At 72.4% G+C, this 25,992-nt stretch carries 16 protein-coding genes, 1 tRNA gene and 1 pseudogene; 12 read left to right on the forward strand and 6 right to left on the reverse strand.

Going from position 1 to position 25,992, the window contains the following annotated elements; translation table 11 throughout:
• Positions 1-31: 31 nt before the first annotated feature.
• Complete coding sequence (locus tag ACW69E_RS01225; protein ID WP_457496292.1) at positions 32-1,189, reverse strand: acyl-CoA dehydrogenase family protein; 1,158 nt, start codon at positions 1,187-1,189, stop codon at positions 32-34.
• A 208-nt stretch (positions 1,190-1,397) separates the two neighbouring features.
• Positions 1,398-2,099: an SACE_7040 family transcriptional regulator gene (locus ACW69E_RS01230; protein WP_457496293.1), complete on the reverse strand. Its 702-nt coding sequence runs from the start codon at positions 2,097-2,099 to the stop codon at positions 1,398-1,400.
• Positions 2,100-2,185: 86 nt separating this feature from the next.
• Here ACW69E_RS01230 and ACW69E_RS01235 point away from each other — a divergent pair, with 86 nt between their 5' ends.
• Genes ACW69E_RS01235 through ACW69E_RS01250 form a run of 4 tightly spaced genes read left to right on the forward strand, consistent with a single transcriptional unit; the run spans position 2,186 to position 8,155 of the window.
• Positions 2,186-3,817, forward strand: a complete 1,632-nt coding sequence (locus tag ACW69E_RS01235) for a carboxyl transferase domain-containing protein (protein WP_457496294.1) — start codon at positions 2,186-2,188, stop codon at positions 3,815-3,817.
• Between the two features lie 14 nt (positions 3,818-3,831).
• Entirely contained in the window at positions 3,832-5,964 is a 2,133-nt protein-coding gene (locus tag ACW69E_RS01240; protein ID WP_457496295.1) for an acetyl/propionyl/methylcrotonyl-CoA carboxylase subunit alpha, read from the forward strand.
• Positions 5,961-6,986, forward strand: a complete 1,026-nt coding sequence (locus ACW69E_RS01245) for a hydroxymethylglutaryl-CoA lyase (RefSeq protein ID WP_457496296.1) — start codon at positions 5,961-5,963, stop codon at positions 6,984-6,986. The genes ACW69E_RS01240 and ACW69E_RS01245 overlap by 4 nt, the downstream gene beginning before the upstream one ends.
• Before the next feature lie 5 nt (positions 6,987-6,991).
• Positions 6,992-8,155: an acyl-CoA dehydrogenase family protein gene (locus ACW69E_RS01250; RefSeq protein ID WP_093849963.1), complete on the forward strand. Its 1,164-nt coding sequence runs from the start codon at positions 6,992-6,994 to the stop codon at positions 8,153-8,155.
• 145 nt (positions 8,156-8,300) lie between these two features.
• Here the strand turns inward: ACW69E_RS01250 and ACW69E_RS01255 are convergent, their stop codons facing one another.
• Positions 8,301-10,973 carry a SpoIIE family protein phosphatase gene (locus tag ACW69E_RS01255; protein ID WP_457496297.1) on the reverse strand — a complete coding sequence of 891 codons (2,673 nt, stop codon included), beginning with the start codon at positions 10,971-10,973 and terminating at the stop codon, positions 8,301-8,303.
• 299 nt (positions 10,974-11,272) lie between these two features.
• Between ACW69E_RS01255 and ACW69E_RS01260 the strand changes: the two are divergent.
• From ACW69E_RS01260 to glmS, 4 genes and pseudogenes are all read left to right on the forward strand, one after another.
• Positions 11,273-11,857, forward strand: a pseudogene (locus ACW69E_RS01260) (N-acetylmuramoyl-L-alanine amidase); the annotation flags it as partial.
• A gap of 493 nt (positions 11,858-12,350) precedes the next feature.
• Entirely contained in the window at positions 12,351-13,277 is a 927-nt protein-coding gene (locus ACW69E_RS01265) for a DUF4429 domain-containing protein (RefSeq protein WP_457496298.1), read from the forward strand.
• 131 nt (positions 13,278-13,408) lie between these two features.
• Positions 13,409-13,684 (forward strand): hypothetical protein, encoded by a 276-nt coding sequence (locus ACW69E_RS01270; protein WP_457496299.1) that lies wholly within the window; start codon positions 13,409-13,411, stop codon positions 13,682-13,684.
• A 100-nt stretch (positions 13,685-13,784) separates the two neighbouring features.
• Complete coding sequence (gene glmS, locus ACW69E_RS01275) at positions 13,785-15,611, forward strand: glutamine--fructose-6-phosphate transaminase (isomerizing) (protein ID WP_457496300.1); 1,827 nt, start codon at positions 13,785-13,787, stop codon at positions 15,609-15,611.
• A 255-nt stretch (positions 15,612-15,866) separates the two neighbouring features.
• Here glmS and ACW69E_RS01280 read toward each other — a convergent pair whose 3' ends face one another.
• Positions 15,867-16,388 (reverse strand): universal stress protein, encoded by a 522-nt coding sequence (locus ACW69E_RS01280; protein WP_093849957.1) that lies wholly within the window; start codon positions 16,386-16,388, stop codon positions 15,867-15,869.
• A gap of 736 nt (positions 16,389-17,124) precedes the next feature.
• On the opposite strand from ACW69E_RS01280, the gene ACW69E_RS01285 reads away from it, so the two are divergent.
• The 3 genes from ACW69E_RS01285 to ACW69E_RS01295 all read left to right on the forward strand — a co-directional run bounded on the left by ACW69E_RS01285 (position 17,125) and on the right by ACW69E_RS01295 (position 19,247).
• Complete coding sequence (locus ACW69E_RS01285; RefSeq protein ID WP_457496301.1) at positions 17,125-18,417, forward strand: helix-turn-helix domain-containing protein; 1,293 nt, start codon at positions 17,125-17,127, stop codon at positions 18,415-18,417.
• 10 nt (positions 18,418-18,427) lie between these two features.
• The gene (orn, locus tag ACW69E_RS01290) at positions 18,428-19,033 is read left to right on the forward strand and encodes an oligoribonuclease (protein ID WP_457496302.1); all 606 of its coding nucleotides are present in this window, start codon (positions 18,428-18,430) and stop codon (positions 19,031-19,033) included.
• Between the two features lie 141 nt (positions 19,034-19,174).
• Positions 19,175-19,247 (forward strand) — tRNA-His (locus ACW69E_RS01295).
• 138 nt (positions 19,248-19,385) lie between these two features.
• Here ACW69E_RS01295 and ACW69E_RS01300 read toward each other — a convergent pair.
• Positions 19,386-19,982, reverse strand: coding sequence for a M23 family metallopeptidase (locus ACW69E_RS01300; protein WP_457496303.1), 597 nt, complete (start codon positions 19,980-19,982; stop codon positions 19,386-19,388).
• A gap of 575 nt (positions 19,983-20,557) precedes the next feature.
• The gene (locus ACW69E_RS01305) at positions 20,558-23,518 is read right to left on the reverse strand and encodes a glycoside hydrolase family 48 protein (protein WP_457496304.1); all 2,961 of its coding nucleotides are present in this window, start codon (positions 23,516-23,518) and stop codon (positions 20,558-20,560) included.
• Between the two features lie 602 nt (positions 23,519-24,120).
• Here ACW69E_RS01305 and ACW69E_RS01310 point away from each other — a divergent pair.
• Positions 24,121-25,872 carry a glycoside hydrolase family 6 protein gene (locus ACW69E_RS01310; protein ID WP_457496305.1) on the forward strand — a complete coding sequence of 584 codons (1,752 nt, stop codon included), beginning with the start codon at positions 24,121-24,123 and terminating at the stop codon, positions 25,870-25,872.
• Positions 25,873-25,992 lie beyond the last annotated feature (120 nt).

Below are 25,992 nucleotides of genomic sequence, written 5' to 3' on the forward strand. Positions count from 1 at the left end.
TTCCGTACCCGGCCGTCTCGCGCCGGGCCGCTCACAGGCCCATCGACTTGGCGATGATGGACCGCATGACCTCGCTGGTGCCCCCGTAGATGCGGGTGACGCGGGTGTCGGCGTACAGGCGCGAGATCGGGTACTCCCGCATGTAGCCGTAACCGCCGTGCAGCTGGAGGCACTTGTCGATGACCTTGGCGGCGGTCTCGGTGGTGAACAGCTTGACGGAGGCGGCGTCGGCGGGGGTCAGCTCCCCGGCGTCCAGGGCGTCCAGCGCGCGGTCCACGACCGCCTGCATGGCGTCCACGTCCGCCCGGCAGTCGGCGAGCACGAACTTGGTGTTCTGGAAGGAGGCCACGGGCTTGCCGAAGACCGTGCGGTCCCTGACGTACTCCTGGGCGAAGCGGACGGCGGCGGCGGACTGCGCGTAGGCGCCGACCGCGATGCCCAGGCGCTCCTGCGGGAGGTTGTGGGTGAGGTAGGAGAACGCCTCGCCCTCCTCGCCGAGCAGGTCCTCGACGGGGACACGTACGTCGGTGAAGGACAGCTCGGCGGTGTCGGAGGACTTCAGGCCCAGCTTGTCGAGGTTGCGGCCGACGGCGTAGCCCTCGCTCCTGGTGTCCACCACCAGGATGGAGATGCCGCCGCGGCGGTCCTCGGGGGTCGGCGGGGCGGTGCGGCAGCAGACCAGGACGCGGTCGGCCTGGACTCCGCCGGTGATGAAGGTCTTGGCGCCGTTGAGTATGTAGTGCGTGCCGTCCTCCGACAGCTTCGCGGTGGTCTTCATGCCGGCCAGGTCCGAGCCGGCGCCGGGCTCGGTCATGGCGATGGCGGTCATCATCTCGCCGGTGACGAAGGGCGGCAGCCAGCGCCGCTTCTGCTCCTCGTTGGCGTACTTCAGCAGGTAGGGCAGGCACAGCGCGGTGTGGACGCCGGAGCCGCCGAAGCTGACGCCGGCGCGGGCGGTCTCCTCGGAGATGACGGCGCTGTACTTGAAGCTGGTCTCGCCGGCGCCGCCGTACTCCTCGGGCACCTCGATGCCGAAGACGCCCAGCTCGCCGAGCTTGAGGTAGAGCTCGCGGGGGACGTGGCCCTGCTTCTCCCACTGCTCGTAGTGGGGCACGACCTCGGCGGCGATGAAGTCGCGGATGGTCTCGCGGAACGCCTCGTGGTCCTCGTTGAACACCGTGCGACGCACGTCATCGCCTCCTGGGGCCGGAAAACTAGCCGGAAAAACTAAGCGCTTGCTCAGACGCAAGTTACCGAAGGGTCGAATCGGCTGTCCAGAGGTGTTCCGGCGGTTGTCCGCCGCTGTGGGCGGTGTCATACGCGCGGGAGGGGAGGCGGGCGGAGCCCGGGGCGGGCGGAGCCCGGGGCGGGCGCGGGCGGGGCCTCGGCCCCCGGGCTCAGCCCCCGGCGCGCGGCCCGTCGCCCGCCGGGGCGCCGTCCACGCGGTACACGCCGCCCGCCGGGGCGCCGGGGCCGCCGTCCGGGCCACCGCCCGCGGCCCCGTCCGCCGCGGCGGCGAAGGCGCCGCGGGCCAGCCGGTGCAGGAGGGCGGCCGCCGCGTCGCGGTCCGGCAGGGAGGAGGGGCGGCTCAGGTGGGGGGTGGAGTTCAGCAGGCCGAAGACGGCGTGCACGGAGGCGCGGGCCTCCTTCTCCGGCAGCTCCGGGTGCACCTGGCGCACGACGCCCACCCACAGCTCCACGTACTGGCGCTGGAGCTGGCGCACCAGTTTGCGGTCGCTGTCGCGCAGCCGGTCCAGCTCGCGGTCGTGGAGGGTGATCAGGGCGCGGTCGTCGAGGGCGAAGTCGATGTGGCGGCCGATGAGCGCGTCCAGCGTCGCCCCCGGCGCGAAGCCGGCCTCGCCGGACTCCGCCAGACACCTGCGCCCGCCGGAGTACAGCCGTTCGCTGATGCCCACCAGCAGCTCCGCGAGCATCGCGTCCTTGCCCGCGAAGTGGCGGTAGAGGCCGGGGCCGCTGATGCCGACCGCCGCGCCTATCTCGTCCACGCCGACGCCGTGGAACCCGCGCTCGGCGAACAGGCGGGCGGCCTGGCCGAGGATCTGCTCTCGGCGGGTGGGGGCGTCGGTCCTGGTCGTCATAGGGGAATTGTAGACAGCCGGGTTAGCGGGCGTTAACCTGATGGCGAGGTTAACGCTCACTAACCGAGCAAGGGGGCTCGAAGGGCATGCAGCAGGCACCTCCGCTGGTCAGCGCCGTGGATCCGGCGTCAGAGGCGGCGAGGGCGAACGAGGCCGCGCACCGCGAGCTGGCCGCGCGACTGCGCGAGAAGCTCGCCGCGGCACGGCTGGGCGGCGGCGAGCGGGCACGGGCGCGGCACACCGCGCGCGGCAAACTGCTGCCGCGGGACCGGGTGGACACCCTGCTGGATCCGGGGTCCCCCTTCCTGGAGCTGGCCCCGCTCGCGGCGGACGGGATGTACGACGGGCAGGCCCCGGCCGCCGGCGTGATCGCCGGCATCGGGCGGGTGGCGGGCCGCGAGGTGGTGGTCGTCGCCAACGACGCCACGGTCAAGGGCGGCACGTACTACCCGATGACGGTCAAGAAGCACCTGCGCGCGCAGGAGGTGGCCCTGGAGAACCGGCTGCCGTGCGTGTACCTGGTGGATTCGGGCGGCGCCTTCCTGCCCATGCAGGACGAGGTCTTCCCCGACCGCGAGCACTTCGGGCGGATCTTCTACAACCAGGCCCGGATGTCCGGCGCGGGCATCCCGCAGATCGCCGCCGTCCTCGGCTCCTGCACGGCGGGCGGCGCGTACGTGCCGGCGATGAGCGACGAGGCCGTGATCGTGCGCGGCCAGGGCACGATCTTCCTGGGCGGTCCGCCGCTGGTGAAGGCGGCCACCGGCGAGGTCGTCACGGCCGAGGAGCTGGGCGGCGGCGAGGTCCACTCGCGCACCTCGGGTGTGACCGACCACCTCGCCGAGGACGACGCCCACGCCCTGCGCACCGTGCGGCAGATCGTGGCCACCCTCCCCCGCCGCGGCCCGCTGCCGTGGCCGGTGGAGCCGGTGGAGGAGCCGAAGGTCGACCCGGCCGGGCTCTACGGCGCGGTCCCGGTGGACTCGCGAACCCCCTACGACGTGCGCGAGGTCATCGCCCGCGTTGTCGACGGCTCCCGGTTCGCCGAGTTCAAGGCCGAGTACGGCACGACGCTGGTGACGGGCTTCGCCCGCATCCACGGCCACCCGGTGGGGATCGTCGCCAACAACGGCATCCTGTTCGCCGAGTCCGCCCAGAAGGGCGCGCACTTCATCGAGCTGTGCGACCAGCGCGGCATACCGCTGGTGTTCCTGCAGAACATCTCCGGCTTCATGGTGGGCCGTCAGTACGAGGCGGGCGGCATCGCCAAGCACGGCGCCAAGATGGTGACGGCCGTGGCCTGCACCCGGGTGCCCAAGCTGACGGTCGTCGTCGGCGGCTCCTACGGCGCGGGCAACTACTCGATGTGCGGCCGGGCGTACTCGCCGCGCTTCATGTGGATGTGGCCCAACGCCAAGATCTCGGTGATGGGCGGCGAGCAGGCCGCCTCGGTGCTGGCCACCGTCAAGCGCGACCAGTTGGAGGCGCGCGGCGAGGAGTGGAGCGCCCAGGAGGAGGAAGCCTTCAAGGCGCCCGTCCGCGAGCAGTACGAGACCCAGGGCAACGCCTACTACGCCACCGCGCGGCTGTGGGACGACGGTGTGATCGACCCGCTGGAGACGCGCACGGTGCTCGGCCTCGCGCTCACCGCGTGCGCGAACGCGCCACTGCCCGAGAAGGACCCCGCGGCGCCCGGCTACGGCGTCTTCCGGATGTGAGGGGGATGCGTTCCATGTTCGACACGGTGCTGGTCGCCAACCGCGGCGAGATCGCCGTCCGCGTCATCCGCACGCTGCGGCGGATGGGCGTGCGCTCGGTCGCCGTCTTCAGCGACGCGGACGCCGACGCCCGGCACGTACGGGAGGCGGACACCGCGGTGCGGATCGGCCCGGCGGTGGCCTCCGAGAGCTATCTGTCGGCCGAGAGGCTGCTGGAGGCCGCCCGGCGCACGGGCGCCCAGGCGGTCCACCCCGGCTACGGATTCCTCGCCGAGAACGCCGCCTTCGCCCGCGCGGTGGAGGCGGCCGGGATGGTCTTCGTCGGCCCGCCAGCCGACGCCATCGAGCTGATGGGCGACAAGATCCGCGCCAAGGAGACGGTGCGGGCAGCCGGGGTGCCGGTGGTGCCCGGCAGCAGCGGCAGCGGACTGACCGACGCCGAACTGACCGCCGCGGCACTGGAGATCGGCACTCCGGTCCTGCTCAAGCCCTCGGCCGGAGGCGGCGGCAAGGGCATGCGGCTGGTGCGCGACGAGGCGCTGCTGGCCGAGGAGATCGCCGCCGCGCGGCGCGAGGCCCGCGGAGCCTTCGGCGACGACACGCTGCTGGTGGAGCGGTGGATCGACCGGCCCCGGCACATCGAGATCCAGGTCCTGGCCGACGGCCACGGCACCGTGGTGCACCTGGGCGAGCGCGAGTGCAGCCTCCAGCGCCGCCACCAGAAGATCATCGAGGAGGCGCCCAGCCCGCTGCTGGACGAGACCACCCGCGCCGCGATGGGCGAGGCGGCCGTACGCGCCGCCCGCTCCTGCGGCTACCGGGGCGCCGGCACGGTGGAGTTCATCGTCCCCGGCGGCGATCCGGCCGCCTACTGCTTCATGGAGATGAACACCCGCCTCCAGGTCGAGCACCCGGTGACGGAGCTGATCACCGGCCTGGACCTGGTGGAGTGGCAGCTTCGGGTGGCGGCCGGCGAGCCGCTGGCCTTCGGCCAGGAGGACGTCCGTCTGACCGGACACGCGGTGGAGGCCCGCATCTGCGCGGAGACTGCGCGCGCCACCGGAGAGAAGGTGGACTTCCTGCCCTCGGCCGGCACCGTCCACCTGCTGTCGGAGCCCTCGGGCGAGGGCGTCCGCACGGACTCCGGGCTCGCGCGGGGCACCGAGGTGGGCACGGTCTACGACCCGATGCTCGCCAAGGTGATCGCCCACGGCCCGGACCGGGCCTCCGCGCTGCGGCGGCTGCGCTCGGCACTGGCGGAGACGACCGTGCTGGGCGTGGACACCAATACCGCGTTCCTGCACGCCCTGCTGGCCCATCCGGCGGTGGTCTCCGGGGAGCTGGACACCGGTCTGGTGGACCGCGACGCCGCCTCGCTGCTGCCCTCGGCCGTGCCCGACGAGGTGTACGCGGCGGCGGCGCTGCTGCGGCACGCCGCTCTGGAGCCCTCCGCCTCCTCCGCCCCCGCCGACGGCGGCCCGTCCGGCTGGACGGACCCGTTCTCCGCGCCGACCGGCTGGCGGCTGGGCGGTGAGCCCGCCTGGACGGTGCACCATCTGCGGATACCGGGCCACGAGCCGGTGGCCGTGCGGGTGCGCGGGCGGGCCGGTGCCGCCGAGGTCCGTATCGGGGACGCCGGTCCGGTGAGCGCCGCACTGCGGTCGCAGAGCGATGGGGATTCCGGTGAGGGTTCCGGTCGCGCGCTGCTGACCTGGGACGGGGTGACCCACTCCTTCGCCCATGCCCGCTTCGGCGGCAGCCGCTGGCTCGGCCGCGACGGGCAGAGCTGGCACCTGGCCGACCACGACCCGGTCGAGGCGGCCCTGCGGGGCGGCCCGGGCGCGCACGGCGCCGACGCGCTGACCGCGCCGATGCCCGGCACGGTCACCGTCGTCAAGGCGGCCGTCGGCGAGGAGGTCACCGCCGGCCAGAGCCTGCTGGTGGTGGAGGCGATGAAGATGGAGCACGTCATCGCCGCTCCCTACGACGGGGTCGTCACCGAGCTGGACGTCACCGCGGGCAGCACGGTCGCCATGGACCAGGTGCTCGCCGTCGTCGAGCCGAAGGACTCCGCGCCGTCGGAGGGGCCGGAGGAGTCCGGGGGGCCCGGAAAGCCCGGGAACTCCGAGAAGGAGGCCGCGCGATGATCGAGGGTCTGCCCATGGCCGTTCCGGCCGAAGGGCTTCCGGACCGTGTCCGCATTCACGAGGTGGGCGCGCGCGACGGGCTGCAGAACGAGCCGTCGACCGTGCCCGTCGAGGTGAAGGCGGAGTTCATCCGCCGGCTCGCCGACGCCGGGCTGCGCACCATCGAGGCGACCAGTTTCGTGCACCCCAAGTGGGTACCCCAGCTGGCGGACGCCGAGGAGCTGTTCCCGGCCGTGGCCGATCTCACCGGCCGGGCGGGCGCCGACGCCGTACGGCTGCCGGTGCTGGTGCCCAACGAGCGCGGCCTGGAGCGGGCGCTGGCTCTCGGTGTCCGCGAGATCGCCGTCTTCGGCAGCGCCACCGAGTCCTTCGCCAGGGCCAACCTCAACCGCACCGTCGACGAGGCCCTGGCGATGTTCGAGCCGGTGGTCGCCCGCGCCAGGGAGGCGGGCGCCGGGGTGCGCGGCTATCTGTCGATGTGCTTCGGCGACCCGTGGGAGGGGCCGGTGCCCATCGCCCAGGTGGCCGGTGTCTGCCGCCGCCTGCTCGACCTCGGCTGCGACGAGCTGAGCCTGGGCGACACCATCGGCGTGGCCACCCCGGGCCATGTCACCGCCCTGCTGACGGCTCTGAACGAGGCGGGCGTGCCCACCGGCCGCCTCGCCGTCCACTTCCACGACACCTACGGCCAGGCCCTGTCCAACACCCTGGCCGCCCTCCGGCACGGCGTCACCACCGTGGACGCCTCCGCCGGTGGGCTCGGCGGCTGCCCGTACGCCAGGAGCGCCACGGGCAATCTCGCCACCGAGGACCTGGTGTGGATGCTGCACGGCCTCGGCATCGACACCGGGGTCGACCTCGGCCGCCTCACCGCCACCAGTGCGTGGATGGCCGAGCGGCTGGGCCGGCCCAGCCCGTCCCGCACGGTCCGCGCCCTCTCCTCCCAGGGAGACCGGGACACCCCCGGCACCCAGGACACCCCCGGCACCCAGGTCTCCCGCGACTCCCACAAGGAGCAGTGACACCCATGTCCCTTGACCACCGCCTCTCCCCCGAGCACGAGGAACTGCGCCGCACCGTCGAGGAGTTCGCTCACGACGTCATCGCGCCGAAGATCGGGGAGTTCTACGAGAACCACGAGTTCCCCTACGAGATCGTCCGCGAGATGGGCCGCATGGGCCTGTTCGGCCTGCCCTTCCCCGAGGAATACGGCGGCATGGGCGGCGACTACCTCGCCCTGTGCCTGGCGCTGGAGGAGCTGGCCCGGGTGGACTCCTCGGTCGCCATCACCCTGGAGGCCGCCGTCTCGCTGGGCGCCATGCCGGTCTACCGCTTCGGCACCGAGGAGCAGAAGCGCCAGTGGCTGCCGAAGCTGTGCTCGGGCGAGATGCTCGGTGCCTTCGGCCTGACCGAGCCCGACTGCGGCTCGGACGCGGGCGGCACCCGCACCACCGCCGTGCGCGACGGCGACGAGTGGGTCATCAACGGCACCAAGTGCTTCATCACCAACTCCGGCACCGACATCACCGGCCTGGTCACCGTCACCGCCGTCACCGGCCGGAAGCCCGACGGCCGCCCGGAGATCTCCTCGATCATCGTCCCCTCCGGCACCCCGGGCTTCACCGTCGCCGCGCCCTACTCCAAGGTCGGCTGGAACGCCTCGGACACCCGCGAGCTGTCCTTCTCCGACGTCCGGGTCCCGGCCGCCAACCTGCTGGGCGAGGAGGGCCGCGGTTACGCCCAGTTCCTGCGCATCCTGGACGAGGGTCGCATCGCCATCTCCGCGCTGGCCACCGGCCTGGCCCAGGGCTGTGTGGACGAGTCGGTGCGGTACGCCGGGGAGCGCCACGCCTTCGGCCGCCCCATCGGCGCCAACCAGGCCATCCAGTTCAAGCTGGCCGACATGGAGATGCGCGCCCACACCGCCCGTATCGCCTGGCGCGACGCGGCCTCCCGGCTGCTGGCGGGCGAGCCGTTCAAGAAGGAGGCGGCCATCGCCAAGCTGTACTCCTCGGAGATCGCGGTCACCAACGCCCGCGAGGCCACCCAGATCCACGGCGGCTACGGCTTCATGAACGAGTACCCGGTGGCCCGTATGTGGCGGGACTCGAAGATCCTGGAGATCGGCGAGGGCACCAGCGAGGTCCAGCGCATGCTGATCGCCCGCGAACTGGGCGTTCCCGCCTCCTGATCGGGCGCGGGCCGGGCGGGCCGGGCTTGGAGACCCGGCGGGATGGGGCGGAGGTGCCGGCGACGGCGGCCCCACCCCGCCGGGCCCCGCGCCTCCGGCCTGACCGGTCCGACGGGGCCGGGCCGGCCCGTTCTTGTCGGACCGGTCAGGCCGGGGGCAGGTGCTGCTCGGCCCAGATGACCTTCCCGGTCCCGGTGTACCGGGTGCCCCAGCGCTCGGAGAGCTGCGCCACCAGGAACAGCCCCCGCCCGCCCTCGTCCGTCGTCGCCGCGCGGCGCAGGTGCGGCGAGGTGCTGCTGGTGTCGGAGACCTCGCAGATCAGGCTGCGCTCCACCCTGAGCAGCCTGACCCGCACCGGCCCGGTGGCGTGCCGGATAGCGTTGGTGACCAGCTCGCTGAGGATCAGCTCGGTGGTGAAGGCCGCCTCCTCCAGCCCCCAGTCGGCCAGCCGCCGCGCGACCTCCTCCCGTACGGCGGAGACCGCGGCGGGGTCGGAGGGCACGTCCCAGGAGGCCGTCCGGTCGGCGGCCAGGGCCCGGGTACGCGCGACGAGCAGGGCGATGTCGTCGCGCGGGCGCTCGGCCAGCATCGCCCCGGTCACCGCGTCGCAGGTCTCCTCCGGGGAGCGGTCGGCCCCGGCCAGGGCCCGCGCCAGCAGGTCCAGCCCCGCGTCGATGTCACGCGCCCGGTCCTCCACCAGCCCGTCCGTGTACAGCACCAGCCGACTGCCCTCGGCCAGCTCGATCTCGGCCGACTCGTAGGGCGGCGCCCCCAGCCCGAGAGGGGCGCTCACGGGCGTGTCGGGGAACTCCACCGTGCCGTCGGGACGGACGACCGCGGGAGGCGGATGCCCGGCCCGGGCCATGACGCAGCGCCGGGAGGCCGGGTCGTAGATCGCATACAGGCAGGTGGCGCCCATCATCCCGTGGATGTCGTCCGGCGTCCCGTCCCCGTCGTCCCCCTCCTGGTCGCTCCGGCTCACCAGTTCGTCGAGGTGCCCGATGATCTCGTCGGGCGGCAGGTCCAGGGCGGAGAAGTTGTGGACGGCGGTCCGCAGCCGCCCCATGGTGGCGGCCGCGTGCAGGCCGTGGCCGACCACGTCACCGACCACCAGCGCCACCCGGGCGCCGGACAGCGGGATCACGTCGAACCAGTCGCCGCCCACCCCCGAGTGGGCGGGCAGATAGCGGTAGGCGACGTCCAGCGCGTCCTGCTTGGGCAGGGCCCGCGGCAGCAGGCTGCGCTGGAGCGCGGCGGCCATGGTGTGCTCGCGCGTGTACCGGCGGGCGTTGTCGACGGCGACCGCGGCCCGGGCCACCAGTTCCTCGGCCAGGGACAGGTCGTCGCCGTCGAACGGCTCGGGCTTCTCCGAGCGCCAGAAGGTGACCAGTCCCAGAACGATGCCGCGCGCCCGGAGGGGGGCCGTGATCAGGGAGTGGACGCCCTCCTCCATGATCCCCCGGCTGCGTTCGGGGTCCTGCGCCTGCCAGCCGGGGGCGCCGGTCAGGTCGGCCTCCAGCACCGCCCGCCCCGTCCCGTAGCCCTGTGCCTGCGGGGTGGAGGGGGCGAACCTGATGAGGTCCCCCCTTGCGTAGAAGGAGGGGACCTCCCGGATCCCGGCGGCGGCCACACGGCGCATCTCCACCGCCTCGCCGGCGGGTTCCTCCCCCCGCAGCACCGGTTCGGCCAGGTCGACGGTGACGAAGTCGGCCAGCCGGGGCACGGCGGCCTGTGCCAGTGCCTCGGCGGTGCGCACCATGTCCAGGGTGGTGCCGATGCCCGTCCCCGCGTCGTACAGCAGCCGCAGCCTGCGGCCCGCCGCCTCGGCGCGCTCGGAGAGCACCCGCATCTCGGTGGTGTCCCGGAACGTCGCCACACTGCCCGACGGGGCTCCGTAGCGGTCGACGGGCTGCTGGTTGACGGCCAGCATCCGCTCCCCGGCCATGTGGACCTCGTCGACGGCCACCCGCCCGGAGGCCAGCAGCCCGCCCAGGGGCGGTGGGAGGCCGAGAGCGGCGACGGGGCGGCCCTCGGCGTCCGGTGGCAGGTCCAGCAGCCGGCGCGCCTCGTCGTTGGCGAGCACCAGCCGGCCGTCGGCGCCGGCGATCAGCACGCCCTCCCGGACGGCGTGCAGTACGGCGTCGTGGTGCTCGTACATGCGGGTCATCTCGCCGGGCCCCAGACCGCGGGTCTGGCGCAGCAGCCGCCGGCTGACCACCGCCGTGCCCGCCATGGACAGCAGCAGCGCTCCCGCGGAGGCGCCGAAGAGCAGCGGGAACTGGCCGCCGGCGGTGCCCTCGACACTCTCGACGGTGATGCCCGCGGAGACCAGGCCCACGATGTCCCCGTCCGCGTCCCGGACGGGGACCACCGCCTGCACCAGGGGGCCGATGGTGCCGACGATCTCCTCGGTGACGACCTCGCCGCGCAGCGCGGGCTCGACGGTGCCGACGAACTTCTTCCCGATCCGGTCCGGTTTGGGGTGGGTGTAGCGGATGCCGTCGGTGTCCGTCACCACGAGGAAGTCCACGCCGGACCGTTCTCTGACACCCTCGGCGAGCGGCTGGAGCCGCGCGGTGGGGTCCTCGCTCCTGAGCGCCGCGGGGAGTCCGGGCGCCCCGGCGAACCCCTCGGCGACCGCGACCGACCGGTTGCGCGCCTCCCGCGTGCTGTCGTTGCGCGCCTGCACCACCAGGGCCGTGACGGCCGCGACGACGAGCAGGAGGACGAGGACGGCCTGGAGGACGAACACCTGGCCCGCCAGACTGCGCACGCCCAGCAGCGAGCCCGGGTGCCGCTTCGGCGGTCGTCTCGTCATCTCCCCGGAATCCCCGCCCTTCGTTCTCCCGCCCCCCTGCCGCTTCGCCGGTGGACGCCGGGCACCGAGCAGTCGGCGCGGTGATTACCGAGATCGGACGGAAAGTCCGATCACATGCCCATTCTTAACACTGTTCGCCCCTTCGGGTCGAACAGTCCCCCGCCCGCGGACGAGCGAGGCCGCGCCCCCGGGGGAGACGGCGGGGGGCAAAAAATCATGGCCACTCCTTCGGACTCACCCGCCGGAGTGGGTAAGGAAAGAGAGCAGGCACCTCACCAGAAGTAGTCGGGAGAACACACATGGCTACTCCCATCGGCGCGAGCGCACTCGTCGCCGCGCTCAAGAAAGAGGGGCTCAGGGTCGTCGAGGTCGGCAGCTGGCGCACGCACAACCGCAACCACAAGGGCCCGTGGGGGCCGGTGCACGGTGTGATGGTCCACCACACCGTGACCTCCGGGTCGGCCCGGACGGTCGAGATCTGCCGCACCGGGTACTCGACGCTCCCGGGCCCGCTGTGCCACGGAGTGATCACCAAGGACGGGCGGGTCCACCTGGTCGGCCACGGGCGCGCCAACCACGCCGGCATGGGCGACGACGACGTCCTGCGCGCCGTCATCGCCGAAAGACCCCTCCCACCGGACAACGAGGCGAACACCGACGGCAACCGCCACTTCTACGGCTTCGAGTGCGAGAACCTCGGCGACGGCCGCGACCCCTGGCCCGCGGCCCAGCTGGACGCCATCGAACGCGCCGCGGCCGCGCTCTGCCGCCACCACGGCTGGAAGGCCGAGTCCGTGATCGGACACCTCGAGTGGCAGCCCGGCAAGGTCGACCCGCGCGGTTTCTCCATGAACACGATGCGCGCCCGCGTACGCGAGCGCCTGACCCACAGCCCCGGCTGGAACCAGGGCGAGGAGGACGACGTGCCCAAGGTGATCGGCGAATACCAGACCAGCGACATCCGGCTCGCCCCCCGGCGGTGGCAGACCCTCGACATCAAGGGCACCGACATCCTGACCGGCGCGACGCGCTACCAGATGATGGCTCACCTCACCGCCGCCCTCCCGGCCGGGTCCACGCTCCAGGGCCGCTTCTACCACCTGCGGGCGGACGGCACCCGCTGGGAGTCCGGGATCATCGAGCGCATCGGAACCGCGGGGAAGACCTTCGCCGACTTCCACCACTCCGGCAGCATCGCGCGCGGCGAGAAGCTGCGCTTCGAGGCCGCCTACTACCCCGCCGATCCGGACGACGACGCCCCGGTGACCATCACCACCTCACGTCTGCGCGGCCTCTACTGGGACTGACGGACACCGCGGCCGGCGCGCACCGGCGCCGAGGGGCGGGGCCCGGTCCGGCGGCTGGGACAATCGCCGCATGACCGAGATACTCCAGCGGGCGGGGAACTGGACGTTCGACGGCGGCACGGTGCGCGTCGTGCCGGGGCACCACAAGAGCGTGCACAGACTGCGGAGGCTGCTGGGCGAGGTGGCGGTGCCGCTGGAGGCGGTGTCGGGGATCGCGTACGAGCCCGGCCGCAGGGCCGGGCGGTTGAGGCTGCGGCTGCGGCACGGCGCCGATCCGCTCCTCCAGGCCGCCGGCGGACGGCTGCCCGACGCCGCCGACCCGTACAGCCTCGAGGTGGAGCCGGACCGCTCCGGAGTCGCCGAGTACTTCGCGGACGAGCTGCGCAACGCCCTGCTGCTGGAGCAGATCCCCGTCGCCGAGCCGTGCGACCGCTATCTGCTGCCCGGTCCGCCGGTGCCGCTGACGGTGCAGGGCACCGACGGCACGGCCTCCTTCGACGGGGATCTGGTGCGGATCGACTGGAACTGGGTGGCCGAGGGGAGCAAGTCCTCCGCCGGCCCGCGGACGCTCGCGCTGCACGAGCTGGCGGGTGTGGAGTGGTCCCCGGCGGTCGGGCTGGAGAACGGCTTCCTGCGCTTCCGCCCCAAGGGCTCACACGCCGTCCTCAAGCCCGACCACGACCCGAACTGCCTGGTGCTGTGGGGAGTGCGGCAGGCGAAGGACGTCAGCTCGGTGCTGCTGGCCGCCGCCGTCACCGCCCGGCTGCCGCACCCGTCGGCCCCCGCGTCCGCACCCGCCCTGCCGCCCTCGGACGGCCCGCGCCCCGGGACCGGCTCCGGTTCCGGTTCCGGTTCAGGGAAAGACCCCGGCCCCGAGGGGGACGGCCACGACGTCCTGCTGCGGCGGCTGCGTGAGCTGGGCGAGCTGCGCCGGGAGGGAGTGCTCACCGAGGAGGAGTTCACCGCGGCCAAGCAGGCCGTACTGCGCCGCTTCTGACGGCGGGAGGCGGTGGCCCGGCGGCCACCGGGCCGTTCCCCGGCTCCGACTCCACACCCTTTCGCCTCACCCCTGCCCGATATCGGGCAGATTTCTTGCACAAGGGAGAGCGCGGGCCTCAGTATCTACGAGTGCTCGAACACCCCTCGGCCCATGACGACCTCGTGGACCACCTCGTACGCTCCACGCCGCTGCGGCGCGGCGAGGCGGCCCGGGTGGTCCTGGACGTCCTGGCGTACTTCGACGAGACCGTCGAGGAGTTCGTGCGCCGCCGCCACCGCGAGCTGCAGTCCCGGGGGCTGGCGAACCAGGAGATCTTCGAGCGGATCGCGGCCGAGCTGCCGCACCGCGCGGTGGCCCCGCCCGGACTCTCGCTGCGGCAGCTGCGCCGCATCGTCTACGGCTGACGGCCACCGGCGGCGCGGGCGCCCCCGGGAGCCCTCCGGAGACCGGGCGGCCGTGAACCGGACGCCTGAACCGAACCCATCCGAGAAACCGAGGACCCGTATGTGCGGAATCGTGGGATACATCGGCGGGCGTGAAGCCGCCCCGCTGCTGCTGGAGGGCCTCCAGCGCCTGGAGTACCGGGGCTACGACTCCGCCGGTATCGCCGTCCACGGCAGCGGCACCGGCCGGGCGGCGGGGCTGCGCACGGTCAAGGCCAAGGGCCGCGTACGCGAGCTGGAGTCGCGCCTGCCCGAGCGCTTCGCGGGCACCACCGGCATCGCCCACACCCGCTGGGCCACCCACGGCGCCCCCAGCGACGAGAACGCGCACCCGCACCGGGACACCGGCGGCCGGGTGGCCGTCGTCCACAACGGCATCGTCGACAACGCCGAGGAGCTGCGCGCGAGGCTGACCGCCGAGGGCGTGGAGTTCGCCTCCGAGACCGACACCGAGGTCCTCGCCCACCTCGTCGGCCGCTCGCAGGCCCCGACACTGGAGGAGCGGGTCCGCGAGGCGCTGCGTCACATCGAGGGCACCTACGGCATCGCCGTCCTGCACGCCGACTTCCCCGACCGCATCGTCGTGGCCCGCAACGGCTCGCCGGTGGTGCTCGGCATCGGCGAGCACGAGATGTTCGTCGCCTCCGACGTGGCCGCCCTGGTCTCCCACACCCGCCAGGTGGTCACCCTGGAGGACGGCGAGATGGCCACCGTCAAGGCCGGCGACTACCGCACCTACACCACCGAGGGCAGCCGCACCTCCGCCGTCCCCACGACGGTGGAGTGGGAGGCGCAGTCCTACGACATGGGCGGCCACGACACCTATATGCACAAGGAGATCTCCGAGCAGCCCGACGCCGTGGACCGGGTGCTGCGCGGCCGGATCGACGACCGCTTCGCCACCGTCCGCCTCGACGGCCTCAACCTCGACGCCCGCGAGGCCCGCGGGGTGCGCCGGGTGAAGATCCTCGGCTGCGGCTCGGCGTACCACGCGGGCCTGATCGGCGCCCAGCTGATCGAGGAGCTGGCCCGGGTTCCCGCCGACGCCGAGCCCGCCAGCGAGTTCCGCTACCGCAACCCGGTGGTGGACCCCGACACCCTCTACATCGCCGTCAGCCAGTCCGGGGAGACCTACGACACCCTGGCCGCCGTCCAGGAGCTGCGGCGCAAGGGCGCGCGGGTGCTGGGCGTGGTCAACGTCGTCGGCTCGGCCATCGCCCGCGAGACCGACGGCGGCGTGTACGTGCACGCCGGGCCGGAGGTGTGCGTGGTGTCCACCAAGTGCTTCACCAACACCGCCGTCGCCTTCGCGCTGCTCGCCCTGCACCTGGGCCGCATCCGCGACCTGTCGGTGGCCGACGGCCGGCGGATCATCGACGGTCTGCGCAGGCTGCCCGGCCAGATCGCCGAGATCCTGGAGAAGGAGGAGGAGATCGCGAAGCTGGCGCGGGAGTACGCGGACGCGAGGTCGATGATGTTCGTCGGCCGGGTGCGCGGCTACCCGGTGGCGCGTGAGGCGTCCCTGAAGCTCAAGGAGGTCTCCTACATCCACGCCGAGGCCTACCCGGCCTCCGAGCTCAAGCACGGCCCGCTGGCCCTGATCGAGCCCGCCGTGCCGACCGTGGCGGTGCTGCCCGAGGACGAGCTGCTGGAGAAGAACCGCGCCACCCTGGAGGAGGTCCGGGCCCGCGGCGGCCGCATCCTGGCCGTGGCCCACTCCGGGCAGGAGAAGGCCGAGCACACGATCGTGGTGCCGCGCAACGAGGTGGAGCTGGATCCGATCCTGCTGGGTGTCCCGCTCCAGCTCCTCGCCTACCACACGGCCCTGGCCCTGGGGCGCGACATCGACAAGCCCCGCAACCTGGCGAAGTCAGTGACGGTGGAGTAGCCGGCGCGGCGAGCGGCGGAACACGCGGGCGGTCCCCTCGTGCGTGCCACCAGGCGCACGAGGGGACCGCCTCCCTGCGCCGGCGTCGCCCATCACGCCGGCGGCGGGCCGCCGGCGCGGGACCGTCACTTCCCGCGCGGCGGCATGATGCTGTCTGTATGCCCGTCACAAGCGAACAATCCACCTCCGGGCGCGAGTGGATTCGCCGAATGCCCCTGGTTCGGCGTGAGTTGGCGGGGCGCGGCGGGCCGGCCGCTAGGGGATGACGACGACCGGGCGCCGCGCGCGGCGGGCGAGGCGGCCCGCGACCGAACCGAAGAACCGGCCGACGAGGCCGTGCGTGGAGCCCACGACGATGGCGTCGGCCTCGTACTCGCAGCCGACCTCCTCCAGCTCGTGACAGATGTCGCCGCCGCGCTCGACGAGGATCCAGGGGACCTCGGACAGATGGTCCGCGCAGGCCAGCTCCAGACCCAGCACCTCGGTGCGGTGGTCGGGGACGTCGACGAAGACCGGCGGCTCGCAGCCCGCCCACACGGTCGTCGGAAGCCGGTTGGCGACATGGACGATGATCAGACCGGAGTCGGAGCGCCTCGCCATGCCGATGGCGTAGGCCAGGGCCCGCTCGCTGGAGACCGAGCCGTCGAATCCGACCACGACCCCGTGCCGGAACGCCGGATCGCAGGAGTGGCGTGTCTCGTCCGCCGCCCGGGGCGTCGCCTCCGGATCGGCGAGCCGCTTGCGGTCCGCGGGGTCGGGGATCTCGTGTCCAGCCATCGGTTACGTCACGTGTGCCTAGGAGTACGTCCTGGAAGCATGTTCCTCAGCCCATACCCCTGAGGGTACGACGGCACTCCCCCCTTGCCCAGAGGCTGCGGTCACTGCCGGTGCAGCATGCCGGAGCGGCAGGCGTTGCGCAATGCCGGGGCGGCCCCGCGCCGCCTCCGCGCCGCCCCGGCGCCTCTCCCGGACCGCCCGGGACAGCTCCCCGGCCCCCTTCCGGCAGGTCCCTCCGACAGGCCCCTCCGGCAGACCGCGCACGGGCCCGCGCCCGGATGGAGCGGGAGCGTCGCGACCGCGCCGACATGGGGCGCACAGGGGCGCACGGAAGCAGATGACACCAGCTCCCGTCCGCCCCCGGATACGCGGCGCACGCCCTCGAAGCCCCGGTCGCCGCTTTCTGAGCCCCCGCGCTTTTCGGCCAACTTCCAGCCGTGGTACACAACTTGCCAGAGGCTGACCCCGCACCGCCCACCAGAGCGGGGAGAATCGAGGCGAACAAGTGCACCCCGCGGACAGACGGCCACGGAGCGAGGCGTTCTTCCCAGGGGCGCCGACGAGTGGAACGCTTCGTGATCGAACGCTTCACGCCAAGTTGTCATGTCGACATAGCAGTGAGTGGTGAACTTGTCCCGTCAGCCTCGACAGACACAGTAGATTCGATCTTGGCTAACCACGGCGGGGGAAACGTGCAGGACCGGAAGGACGCGACGACTGAGGGGGGCTTAGTTCCATGAGCCAGGAGCCACCGCACGGCCCTGGGACGACGCGCAAGCTGGCCGCGCGCCGCCGCCGCGAGATCGTCGCCGTACTGCTCTTCGGCGGCGGCCCGATCTTCGAGAGCTCCATCCCGCTGTCCGTCTTCGGCATCGACCGGCAGGACGCCGGCGTTCCCCGCTACCGCCTTCTGGTGTGCGCGGGCGAAGAGGGACCCCTGCGCACCACGGGAGGCCTGGAGTTGACCGCTCCGTACGGCCTGGAGGCGCTCTCCCGGGCGGGCACGATCGTCGTGCCCGCCTGGCGTTCCATCACCCAGCCGCCGCCCTCCGCGGCCCTCGACGCCCTGCGGCGGGCGCACGAGGAGGGGGCGCGGATCATAGGCCTGTGCACGGGCGCGTTCGTGCTCGCCGCGGCGGGGCTGCTCGACGGCCGCCCCGCGACGACGCACTGGATGTACGCGCCGACACTGGCCAAGCGGTACCCGGCCGTCCACGTCGACCCGCGCGAGCTGTTCGTGGACGACGGGGACATCCTCACCTCCGCCGGCACGGCGGCGGGTATCGACCTGTGCCTGCACGTGGTGCGCACCGACCACGGCGCCGAGGCGGCGGGAGCCCTGGCCCGCCGCCTCGTCGTACCGCCCCGGCGCGGCAACGGCGGTCAGGAGCGCTACCTGGACAGGTCTTTACCCGAGGAGATCGGCACCGACCCGCTCGCCGAGGTCGTGGCCTGGGCCCTGGAGCACCTCCATGAGCAGTTCGACGTGGAGACGCTCGCCGCGCGGGCCTACATGAGCCGGCGGACCTTCGACCGCCGGTTCCGCTCGCTGACCGGCAGCGCGCCGCTGCAGTGGCTGATCACCCAGCGGGTGCTCCAGGCGCAGCGGCTGCTGGAGACCTCCGACTACTCGGTCGACGAGGTCGCCGGACGCTGCGGCTTCCGCTCGCCGGTCGCGCTGCGCGGGCACTTCCGGCGGCAGCTCGGCGCCTCGCCGGCGGCGTACCGGGCGGCCTACCGGGCACGCACCGGCAGACCGGAGGGCGGCGGGGAGCGCGCCCCGGAGACGCGCGCCGAGCAGGACGGGACCGAGTCCACCGCGAACGGCACGGCCCACACCGTGCGCCCGGAGAGAGGAGAAAGAGGGGACAGGGGGGACGGAGGGGATCAGAAAGACCGGGGGAACCGGGGAGAGCGCACCGACCGGACGGAGCGTGCCGTACGGGGCGAGCACGGCAAACCGGAATCCGACACCTACACCCCCCGGCTGCCCTCCCAGCGGGGCCGTACGCCCGGCCGGGCCCCGTAGGCTGGGGCGCATGAACGATCGCATGGTGTGGATCGACTGCGAGATGACCGGGCTCTCGCTGTCCGAAGACGCTCTCATCGAGGTGGCCGCGCTGGTCACCGACTCGGAGCTGAACGTGCTCGGTGACGGGGTGGACATCGTGATCCGCCCGCCCGCCGAGGCGCTGGACACCATGCCCGACGTCGTCCGCGAGATGCACACCGCCTCCGGCCTGCTCGACGAGCTGGCCGGGGGCACCACGCTGGAGGACGCCGAACAGCGGGTCCTGGAGTACGTCGGGAAGTACGTCCCCGAGCCCGGCCGGGCTCCGCTGTGCGGAAACTCCGTCGGGACCGACCGCGGCTTCCTGATGCGCGACATGCCGACGCTGGAGGAGTACCTCCACTACCGGATCGTCGACGTCTCCTCGATCAAGGAGCTGGCCCGGCGCTGGTATCCGAAGGCGTACTACAACAGCCCGGAGAAGAGCGGCAACCACCGGGCGCTGGCGGACATCAGGGAGTCCATCGCGGAACTGCGCTACTACCGCGAGGCGGTCTTCGTCCCCGGGCCCGGCCCGGACTCGGAGACGGCGCGGAGGATCGCGGCCCGGCACGTGCTGCCGGCCGCGGACTGAGGCGCCCGGCCCCGCAGCGCTCCCCCGGCGCTCCCCCCGGCGTCGGCGCGGGGCCACACGGGATAAGGGTGCGCGGGCAGGGTCCACGACCCTGTACACTCTTATCGGCCGGTGCGGAAAGCACCACGAGCGCCGGTCATGGTGGGTATAGCTCAGCTGGTAGAGCACCTGGTTGTGGTCCAGGATGTCGCGGGTTCGAGTCCCGTTACTCACCCTGAACGATCAAGGCCCGGTCCGCGGAAGCGGACCGGGCCTTCGTCGTCCGCCAGGCCTCCGGGCCGCCGTGTCTCCGGGCATCACGGAGACACGGCGGGTACACGGCGGGGCCCGCGCCCCGGGGGCGCGGCGCGGGTCACAGCAGCTGCACCCCGCGCCGGGCCAGGTAGGCGACGGGGTCGACGTCCGAGCCGTAGCCGCGTTTGCTGCGCACCTCGAAGTGGAGGTGGGGGCCGGTGACCCGGCCCGTGGCCCCCGAGCTGCCCACCGGGCTGCCGGCCTTCACCCGTTCCCCGCCGTTCACCGAGATCCGCGACAGATGGGCGTAGAGGGCGTAGTAGCCGTCGTCCATCCCGACCGTCACCGCCTTCCCGTAGGCGCCGGCCTCGCCGGCGAAGACCACCGAGCCGGCGCCGACCGCGTAGACGGGGGTGCCGACGGGCATCGCGAAGTCGATGCCCGTGTGATGGCCCGCCTGCCAGTTGCCGGGGATGCCGTAGGCGGCCGAGACCCGGTAGTCCCCCATCACCGGCCGGGACCAGCGCCCCAGGGACGTCTCCTGCCCGGCCGAGAAGGCCACCGGGGCGGCGTCGCCGCCCGGCCACCATCCCCCGGCTCCCGCGGTTCTTCCCGCCAGGAACGGGACGCTTCCCAGTGCCGCCAGCGCCGCACCGCGCAGCAGCAGTCCGCGCCGGTCCGGCGTCCACTGCCGACGTCCACCCTGTCCAGCCATCGCTTCGACCTCCCATTCGGCGGTGCCATAGATGTGAGGACACGTCAGCCCGGGCCTTCTCGCATCTTCGCGGCCGCTCCCGGGGCCGCCGAACGGCGTAGCACCGACCGGGTCCGGGTGCGTGAACCCGCCTTTCCACGGGCGCGGTTGCGGTCCCGGACGGTCCGTCGGGTGACAATCCCCGTACAGGTGAATGGACTAAACCACCCGGCAGGCGCTGCCGTCGGCCGCCCATCTGGCGCGCGGTCACCTCCCGGACCCGACGGGCCGGGAGAAGGCGGGAGGCGGCGGGAGGGCGGTGAGGGGCGAAGGACGACGGAAGGCACCGGAGACGGCCGCGGCCGCCCCGCGTGCGGCACCCGGTGCGTTCCCGGGTGCCGGTGCGGGACGGCCGCGGCCGTCGGGTGGTGCGGCCGGGCGGTGGAGAGGCGGGGACGGACGGACCACCGCTCCGGCTCGTCACCGGCCGGCGGCACCGCTCGTACCGGTGCCGCCGGTGGTACGGGTTGGGAGCCCCCGGTGCGGCCGCCGTCGACCAGACCGGACCGGGGGGCCGGCTTCATCCCCCTCGGCGGCTACTGGTCGCCGAAGAGGTCCGCGTAGGTGGCCAGGGCGAGAGCGGCGTCCGCCTGGGCCCAGAAGCGGTGGTAGGTGAACGTCGGCGCCTCGCCGCCGTTCAGGTAGCTCTCCACCTTGTTGAACTGCGGATCGTCCTCGTAGAAGGAGCGGATCGACAGGAAGGTGGAGTCGGAGTCGATCCTGTCGCCGTTGGGCATGGTGCCGGTCCAGCCCTCGGGGACGTACACCGGGTTCTCGAACCGCTCGAAGTCGGTCCGGGTCTCCTCCACGGCGATGCCCATGGCGTCCTGGTGGTGGTCCCACATGGCGTCCATCAGCGCCTTGGCGGTGGTCCTGGCCTCCTCGTCGCCGGACTTGGCGGCGTAGTACATCAGGGTCTTGGCCAGGGCCGCGGTGACGCCGACGTCGGTGGAGTAGTCGCGGACCGTCACGTGCAGGTCCGAGTTGTCACCGGGGTTGGAGGGGTTCCAGGTGTCGGGCTTGCCCGACCACTGGAGGGTGGACGGGATCTGGTAGTTGCCGTCCGGGTTGACCGTCACCTCGGACAGGACCCACGGGACCCACTTGTCCAGGACCTCCTCGGCCATGGCGTTGCCGGTCTCGTGGTAGAGCTCGGCGACGCGCTCCATCGACCAGGCCTGCATGCCGAACCACTGGTTGGACGGCGGGTCGTGGTAGACGGGCTTCTCGTCGTAGAACATGCCGTAGAAGGTGGGGGTGCCGGCCGGCGGGGTGCCGTAGTCGCCCTCCCAGCTGTTGGTCGCGCCGCCGGCGATGCCGCCCTCGTCGGACTGCAGCCAGCGGTAGAACTCGACCTGGCGCTGGAGGCTCTTCTCCCAGTCCGACACCGCGGTGGAGCCCTTGGGCCTCAGCTCCGGGACGGTGGTCAGGGCGTGGGCCGTCATCGGGTTCTGGTAGCCGAAGTGGTTGTGGCTGCTGCCGATCCGCCAGGCCCAGCCGGCGCTGGTGTCGGTGGCGCCGCCCCAGGCGTAGTACCAGGACAGCAGGTAGTGCGCGCTGTCCTTGCCGGTGCCGGCGGGGCAGGAGGTGGGACCGGTGCAGTTGCCGATCTTCTTGAAGTACTTGTCGAAGAAGGCGTAGCGCAGGTAGTCGCCCATCTTCGCGGCCTTGGACAGGGTCGCGGAGATCTCGGACTTCTTGCCCTGCTCCTCGGCCCACGTCTCGGCCCAGTAGGCGGCCTGGATGGCGCGGGCGTCGGCGTCGGGGGCGTTGGTGAACTTCCACTGCTCGGCGTAGCTGTCGTCGTCCATGAACAGGTCGAGGTACCCGTTCTCACCGCCGAAGGTGAAGTCGTCGCAGGTGGGCTGCGGGACGGTCTCCCACACCGACTCCTGCGAGCCGCGCTGGAAGGTGTTGATGTACGACGGCGCGTCCGACTCCGGTCCGCCCTGGCAGACGCTACCGGGCTCGTTGCCGTAGCCGTAGACGTTGTCCACGTCCTGCAGCCAGTGCATGCCGTAGATCTCGTCGGTGCCGTAGGCGCTGCGCAGCTCGCCCGCGATCGGGTCCCTGCCGACCGGGACGTTGCCGTCGATCGCCGACGGGTAGTCCTCGGGGGTCGGGTGCTCCGCCGCGTAGGTGGCCGGGCTGGAGGGGTCGTAGAAGCTGTTGGTCGGCTGGTCGTCGGCCGTGGGGATCATGTAGTCCTCCATGATCTGCCACGACTCGTTGAACGGGCCCCAGTCCTCGGTGACCTTGCCGTACATGGCCTGCAGCCAGATGAGGTAGCTGTACGCCTCGGAGGTCGTCTCGTGACCGTGGTCGGGGGCCTCGACCATCAGCGTCTCGACGGAGTGGTAGGGGATGCCCTCCGGGGAGAAGTACCCGTTGGCCGGGTCGAAGATCTTGTTGTAGAGCTCCAGGAAGCGGTCCTCGTACTCGCCTCCCTCGCCGGAGCCGGCGAGCTGGGTGACCGTCACCTCGGCCTCGTCGTGGCCGGGGGCGCTGATGGTGAAGGTCGCCGCTCCGGTGCCGGTGGCGTCGGCGGCGACGGTCACCTCCTGGGGGGTGTCCCAGTTGGCGGGCGTGAAGGTGAGCGAGGCGCCGTCGGCCACGGACAGACCGGTGTTCCCGCTGGTGCGCTCCACCGTCGCCGTCACGTTCGCGGACGGCTGCCTGGAGAGCTTGACGGCGAACCGGGCGGTCTCCCCCTGGCGCACGCCGAGCTGGGCCGGGGTGACGACCACGGCGGGGCCGTCGGTCACCTCGACGCCGACGGGGGTGGACTCGCTCGACATTCCGTTGGAGTCGTGGGCGACGGCGTAGAGCGAGTAGTTGCCGGCCGGGACGTCTTCCCAGTCGAAGGAGTAGGGCGCCGTGGTGTCGGTGCCCAGCAGCTCGGTGTCGCTGTAGAACTCGACCTTCTCGATGGTGGCCCCGGACTCGGTGGCCCTCGCGGTGGCCGTCAGCGGGATGGTGGCGCCCGCGGAGAAGACCGCGCCCGCTCCGGGGCTGGTCAGCGTGGCGGTGGGGGCGGAGAGGTTGCCGCCGCAGCGGGTGCCGTTGACCGAGAAGGAGGTCGGGTCGGTGTTGGTGCCGCTGTAGCTGAAGTTGGCGCCGGCGGTGACGGCCGCGCCGGCGCCGATCCTCGTGCTGTAGGTCGGGTTCTGCACCGTGACGGTCGTGCCGGACTGCGACCACCGGCCGTTCCAGCCCTGCTGGAGCCGCTGGTTGCCGCTGTAGTCGTACGTCAGGGTCCAGCCCTCGATGGCCTCGGAACCCCGGTTGGTGACGGTGACGTTCGCGGTGAAGCCGGAGCCCCAGTCGTTCTTGCTGTAGTCCACGCTGCACTGGAGGGCCGCGGCCTGGGCCGTACCGCTGAGCGCCGAGCTCATGCCCAGTGGCAGGGAGATCGCGGCGGTGGCCGCGACCAGCAGTTTTCTGGTCCTGCCTCTTGGGGGTTTCGGCGGCACGTCCGGTACCGGTAACACGCGCATGCGGGGTTCCCTCCTCGCGGCTCGGGATGTGGGGAGAGCGGCGCCCGAAGGCGCAGGGGCTGAGGAACTGAAACCAGTGGGAGCGCTCCCAAGAGTCAAGGTGGACATGACACCTGTCAAGAGCCTGAACGAGATGACCCTGTCGAAGAAATTCGTTCCGCCAATTACTGAACGCACTCTGGCCACAACCGGAAGTTGGCGCTACGTTCTCCTTCAACCAGTGGGAGCGCTTCCACAGTCGTGCGCCAGGGACGGCGCGTTCGACCGACCAGGAGCCGCTTCATGCACCCCCCACCGCGCCCTCGGGCGCTGACCGGCAACGCGGCGCTCCGCGCCGCCCTCCACCGCGGTACCGGCCGGCCGGTACCGCCCGGCCGACCCCTCTCCTCCCCGGGCACCGATACCGGAGCACGCTCCGGGAGGCCGTGTCCGGAGACGGGCGCGGAGCGAGGTCTCGCTCCGCGCCACGACAGCGGTCGTTCCCCACCGCGGCGGAAAGACCCCCCGTCCGGGACTCGCACCCGTGACACGACCGCACCCCCAACGCGGAGCTGGGCTCCGTCGTCATCCGGAGAACACCGGAAGGAAGAGGAAGAGATCGCATGACAGGCACCGTTAAACCGGCGCGCAGGCGCCGGACGGCGTTACTCGCCGCCAGCGCGCTGATAGGCGGCGTGCTCGGCGCGGGTGGCATGATGCAGGGCACCGCCGCGGCGGCCCCCGTCTGCACCGTGGACTACGAGGTCGTCAACGAGTGGAACTCCGGCTTCACCGCCTCGGTCAGCGTGACCAACAACGCCACCTCCGCCCTGAGCAACTGGAAGGTGGAGTGGGACTACGCCAACAGCGGCCAGAAGGCCGGTCAGGGCTGGAACGCCACCGTCTCCCAGGACGGCACGCACGTGACCGCGAGCGCTCCGTCGTGGAGCTCCACGCTGTCCGCCGGCGGTTCCGCCACCTTCGGGTTCAACGGCGTGCACTCCGGCTCCAACCCCGTGCCCGAGACGTTCACGCTCAACGGCACCACCTGCAACGTGGACGTCCAGGACCCGGACGAACCCGATGAGCCCGACGAGCCGGACGAGCCGACCGACCCGCCCGGTGACCGCGTGGACAACCCCTACGAGGGCGCCCAGGTCTACGTGAACCCCGACTGGTCCGAGCAGGCCGCCGAGAGCGGCGGCGAGGCGATCGCCGACCAGCCCACCGCCGTGTGGCTGGACCGCATCTCCGCCATCGAGTCTGGCTCCGCGGGCGAGAACACCATGGGTCTGCGCGACCACCTCGACGCGGCCCTGGAGCAGGGCGCCGACGTGCTCCAGATGGTGACCTACAACCTGCCCGGCCGCGACTGCGCCGCGCTGGCCTCCCAGGGCGAGCTCGGCCCCGACGAGATCGACCGCTACAAGAACGAGTTCATCGACCCGATCGCGGAGATCGTCGGCGACCCGAAGTACGCCGGCCTGCGCATCGTGAACATCGTCGAGATCGACTCGCTGCCGAACCTGGTCACCAACGTCAGCGGCCGGCCCACCGCCACCGAGAACTGCGACGAGATGCTGGCCAACGGCAACTACATCAAGGGCGTCGGCTACAACCTGGCCACGCTGGGCGAGTTCGACAACGTCTACAACTACATCGACATCGGCCACCACGGCTGGCTCGGCTGGGACGACAACTTCGGCGCCTCCGCCGACCTCCTCTTCGAGGCCGCCAACGCCGAGGGCGCCACTCCGGACGACGTCGCCGGCTTCGCCGCCAACGTCGCCAACTACGGCGCGCTCAAGGAGCCGCACTTCGGCATCAACGACTCGGTGAACGGCACCTCCGTGCGCCAGTCCAAGTGGGTCGACTGGAACCGCTACGTCGACGAGCAGTCCTACGCCCAGGCCTTCCGCCAGGAGGCCGTCCGGGCCGGCTTCCGCTCCGATGTCGGCGTGATCATCGACACCTCCCGCAACGGCTGGGGCGGCCCGAACCGGCCCAGCGCCCCCGCGGCCAAGACCAGCCTGGACGCCTTCGTCGAGGGCAGCCGCGTCGACCGCCGGATCCACACCGGCAACTGGTGCAACCAGGCCGGGGCCGGTCTCGGTGAGCGGCCGAAGGCCGCGCCCGCTCCGGGTATCGACGCCTACGCGTGGATCAAGCCCCCGGGCGAGTCGGACGGGGCCAGCGAGGACATCCCGAACGACGAGGGCAAGCGCGCCGACCAGATGTGCGACCCCAGCTACGGCGGCAACGCCCGCAACGGCAACAGCCCCTCCGGCGCCCTGCCCGACGCGCCGGTCTCCGGCCACTGGTTCCAGGCCCAGTTCGAGGAGCTGCTGCGCAACGCCTACCCGCCGATCGGCTGATCACCGAAGTGATCGCCCGACAGCGGTAGGACGGCTCGATGGGGGCCGGTCGGTACGCCGGCCGGCCCCTTCGCCGTGCCCGCGCGACCGCGGTGTCCACATGACCTCCGTGCCCGCGCG

The organism is Streptomyces sp. SS8, assembly GCF_054072955.1.

Coding starts and splice junctions, on each gene's coding strand:
- glmS (WP_457496300.1), top strand. CDS start 13,785: ATGTGCGGAATCGTGGGATACATCGGCGGGCGTGAAGCCGCCCCGCTG.
- ACW69E_RS01280 (WP_093849957.1), bottom strand. CDS start 16,388: ATGGCTGGACACGAGATCCCCGACCCCGCGGACCGCAAGCGGCTCGCC.
- ACW69E_RS01230 (WP_457496293.1), bottom strand. CDS start 2,099: ATGACGACCAGGACCGACGCCCCCACCCGCCGAGAGCAGATCCTCGGC.
- orn (WP_457496302.1), top strand. CDS start 18,428: ATGAACGATCGCATGGTGTGGATCGACTGCGAGATGACCGGGCTCTCG.
- ACW69E_RS01265 (WP_457496298.1), top strand. CDS start 12,351: ATGACCGAGATACTCCAGCGGGCGGGGAACTGGACGTTCGACGGCGGC.
- ACW69E_RS01305 (WP_457496304.1), bottom strand. CDS start 23,518: ATGCGCGTGTTACCGGTACCGGACGTGCCGCCGAAACCCCCAAGAGGC.
- ACW69E_RS01240 (WP_457496295.1), top strand. CDS start 3,832: ATGTTCGACACGGTGCTGGTCGCCAACCGCGGCGAGATCGCCGTCCGC.
- ACW69E_RS01255 (WP_457496297.1), bottom strand. CDS start 10,973: ATGACGAGACGACCGCCGAAGCGGCACCCGGGCTCGCTGCTGGGCGTG.
- ACW69E_RS01245 (WP_457496296.1), top strand. CDS start 5,961: ATGATCGAGGGTCTGCCCATGGCCGTTCCGGCCGAAGGGCTTCCGGAC.
- ACW69E_RS01300 (WP_457496303.1), bottom strand. CDS start 19,982: ATGGCTGGACAGGGTGGACGTCGGCAGTGGACGCCGGACCGGCGCGGA.
- ACW69E_RS01310 (WP_457496305.1), top strand. CDS start 24,121: ATGACAGGCACCGTTAAACCGGCGCGCAGGCGCCGGACGGCGTTACTC.
- ACW69E_RS01250 (WP_093849963.1), top strand. CDS start 6,992: ATGTCCCTTGACCACCGCCTCTCCCCCGAGCACGAGGAACTGCGCCGC.
- ACW69E_RS01235 (WP_457496294.1), top strand. CDS start 2,186: ATGCAGCAGGCACCTCCGCTGGTCAGCGCCGTGGATCCGGCGTCAGAG.
- ACW69E_RS01285 (WP_457496301.1), top strand. CDS start 17,125: ATGAGCCAGGAGCCACCGCACGGCCCTGGGACGACGCGCAAGCTGGCC.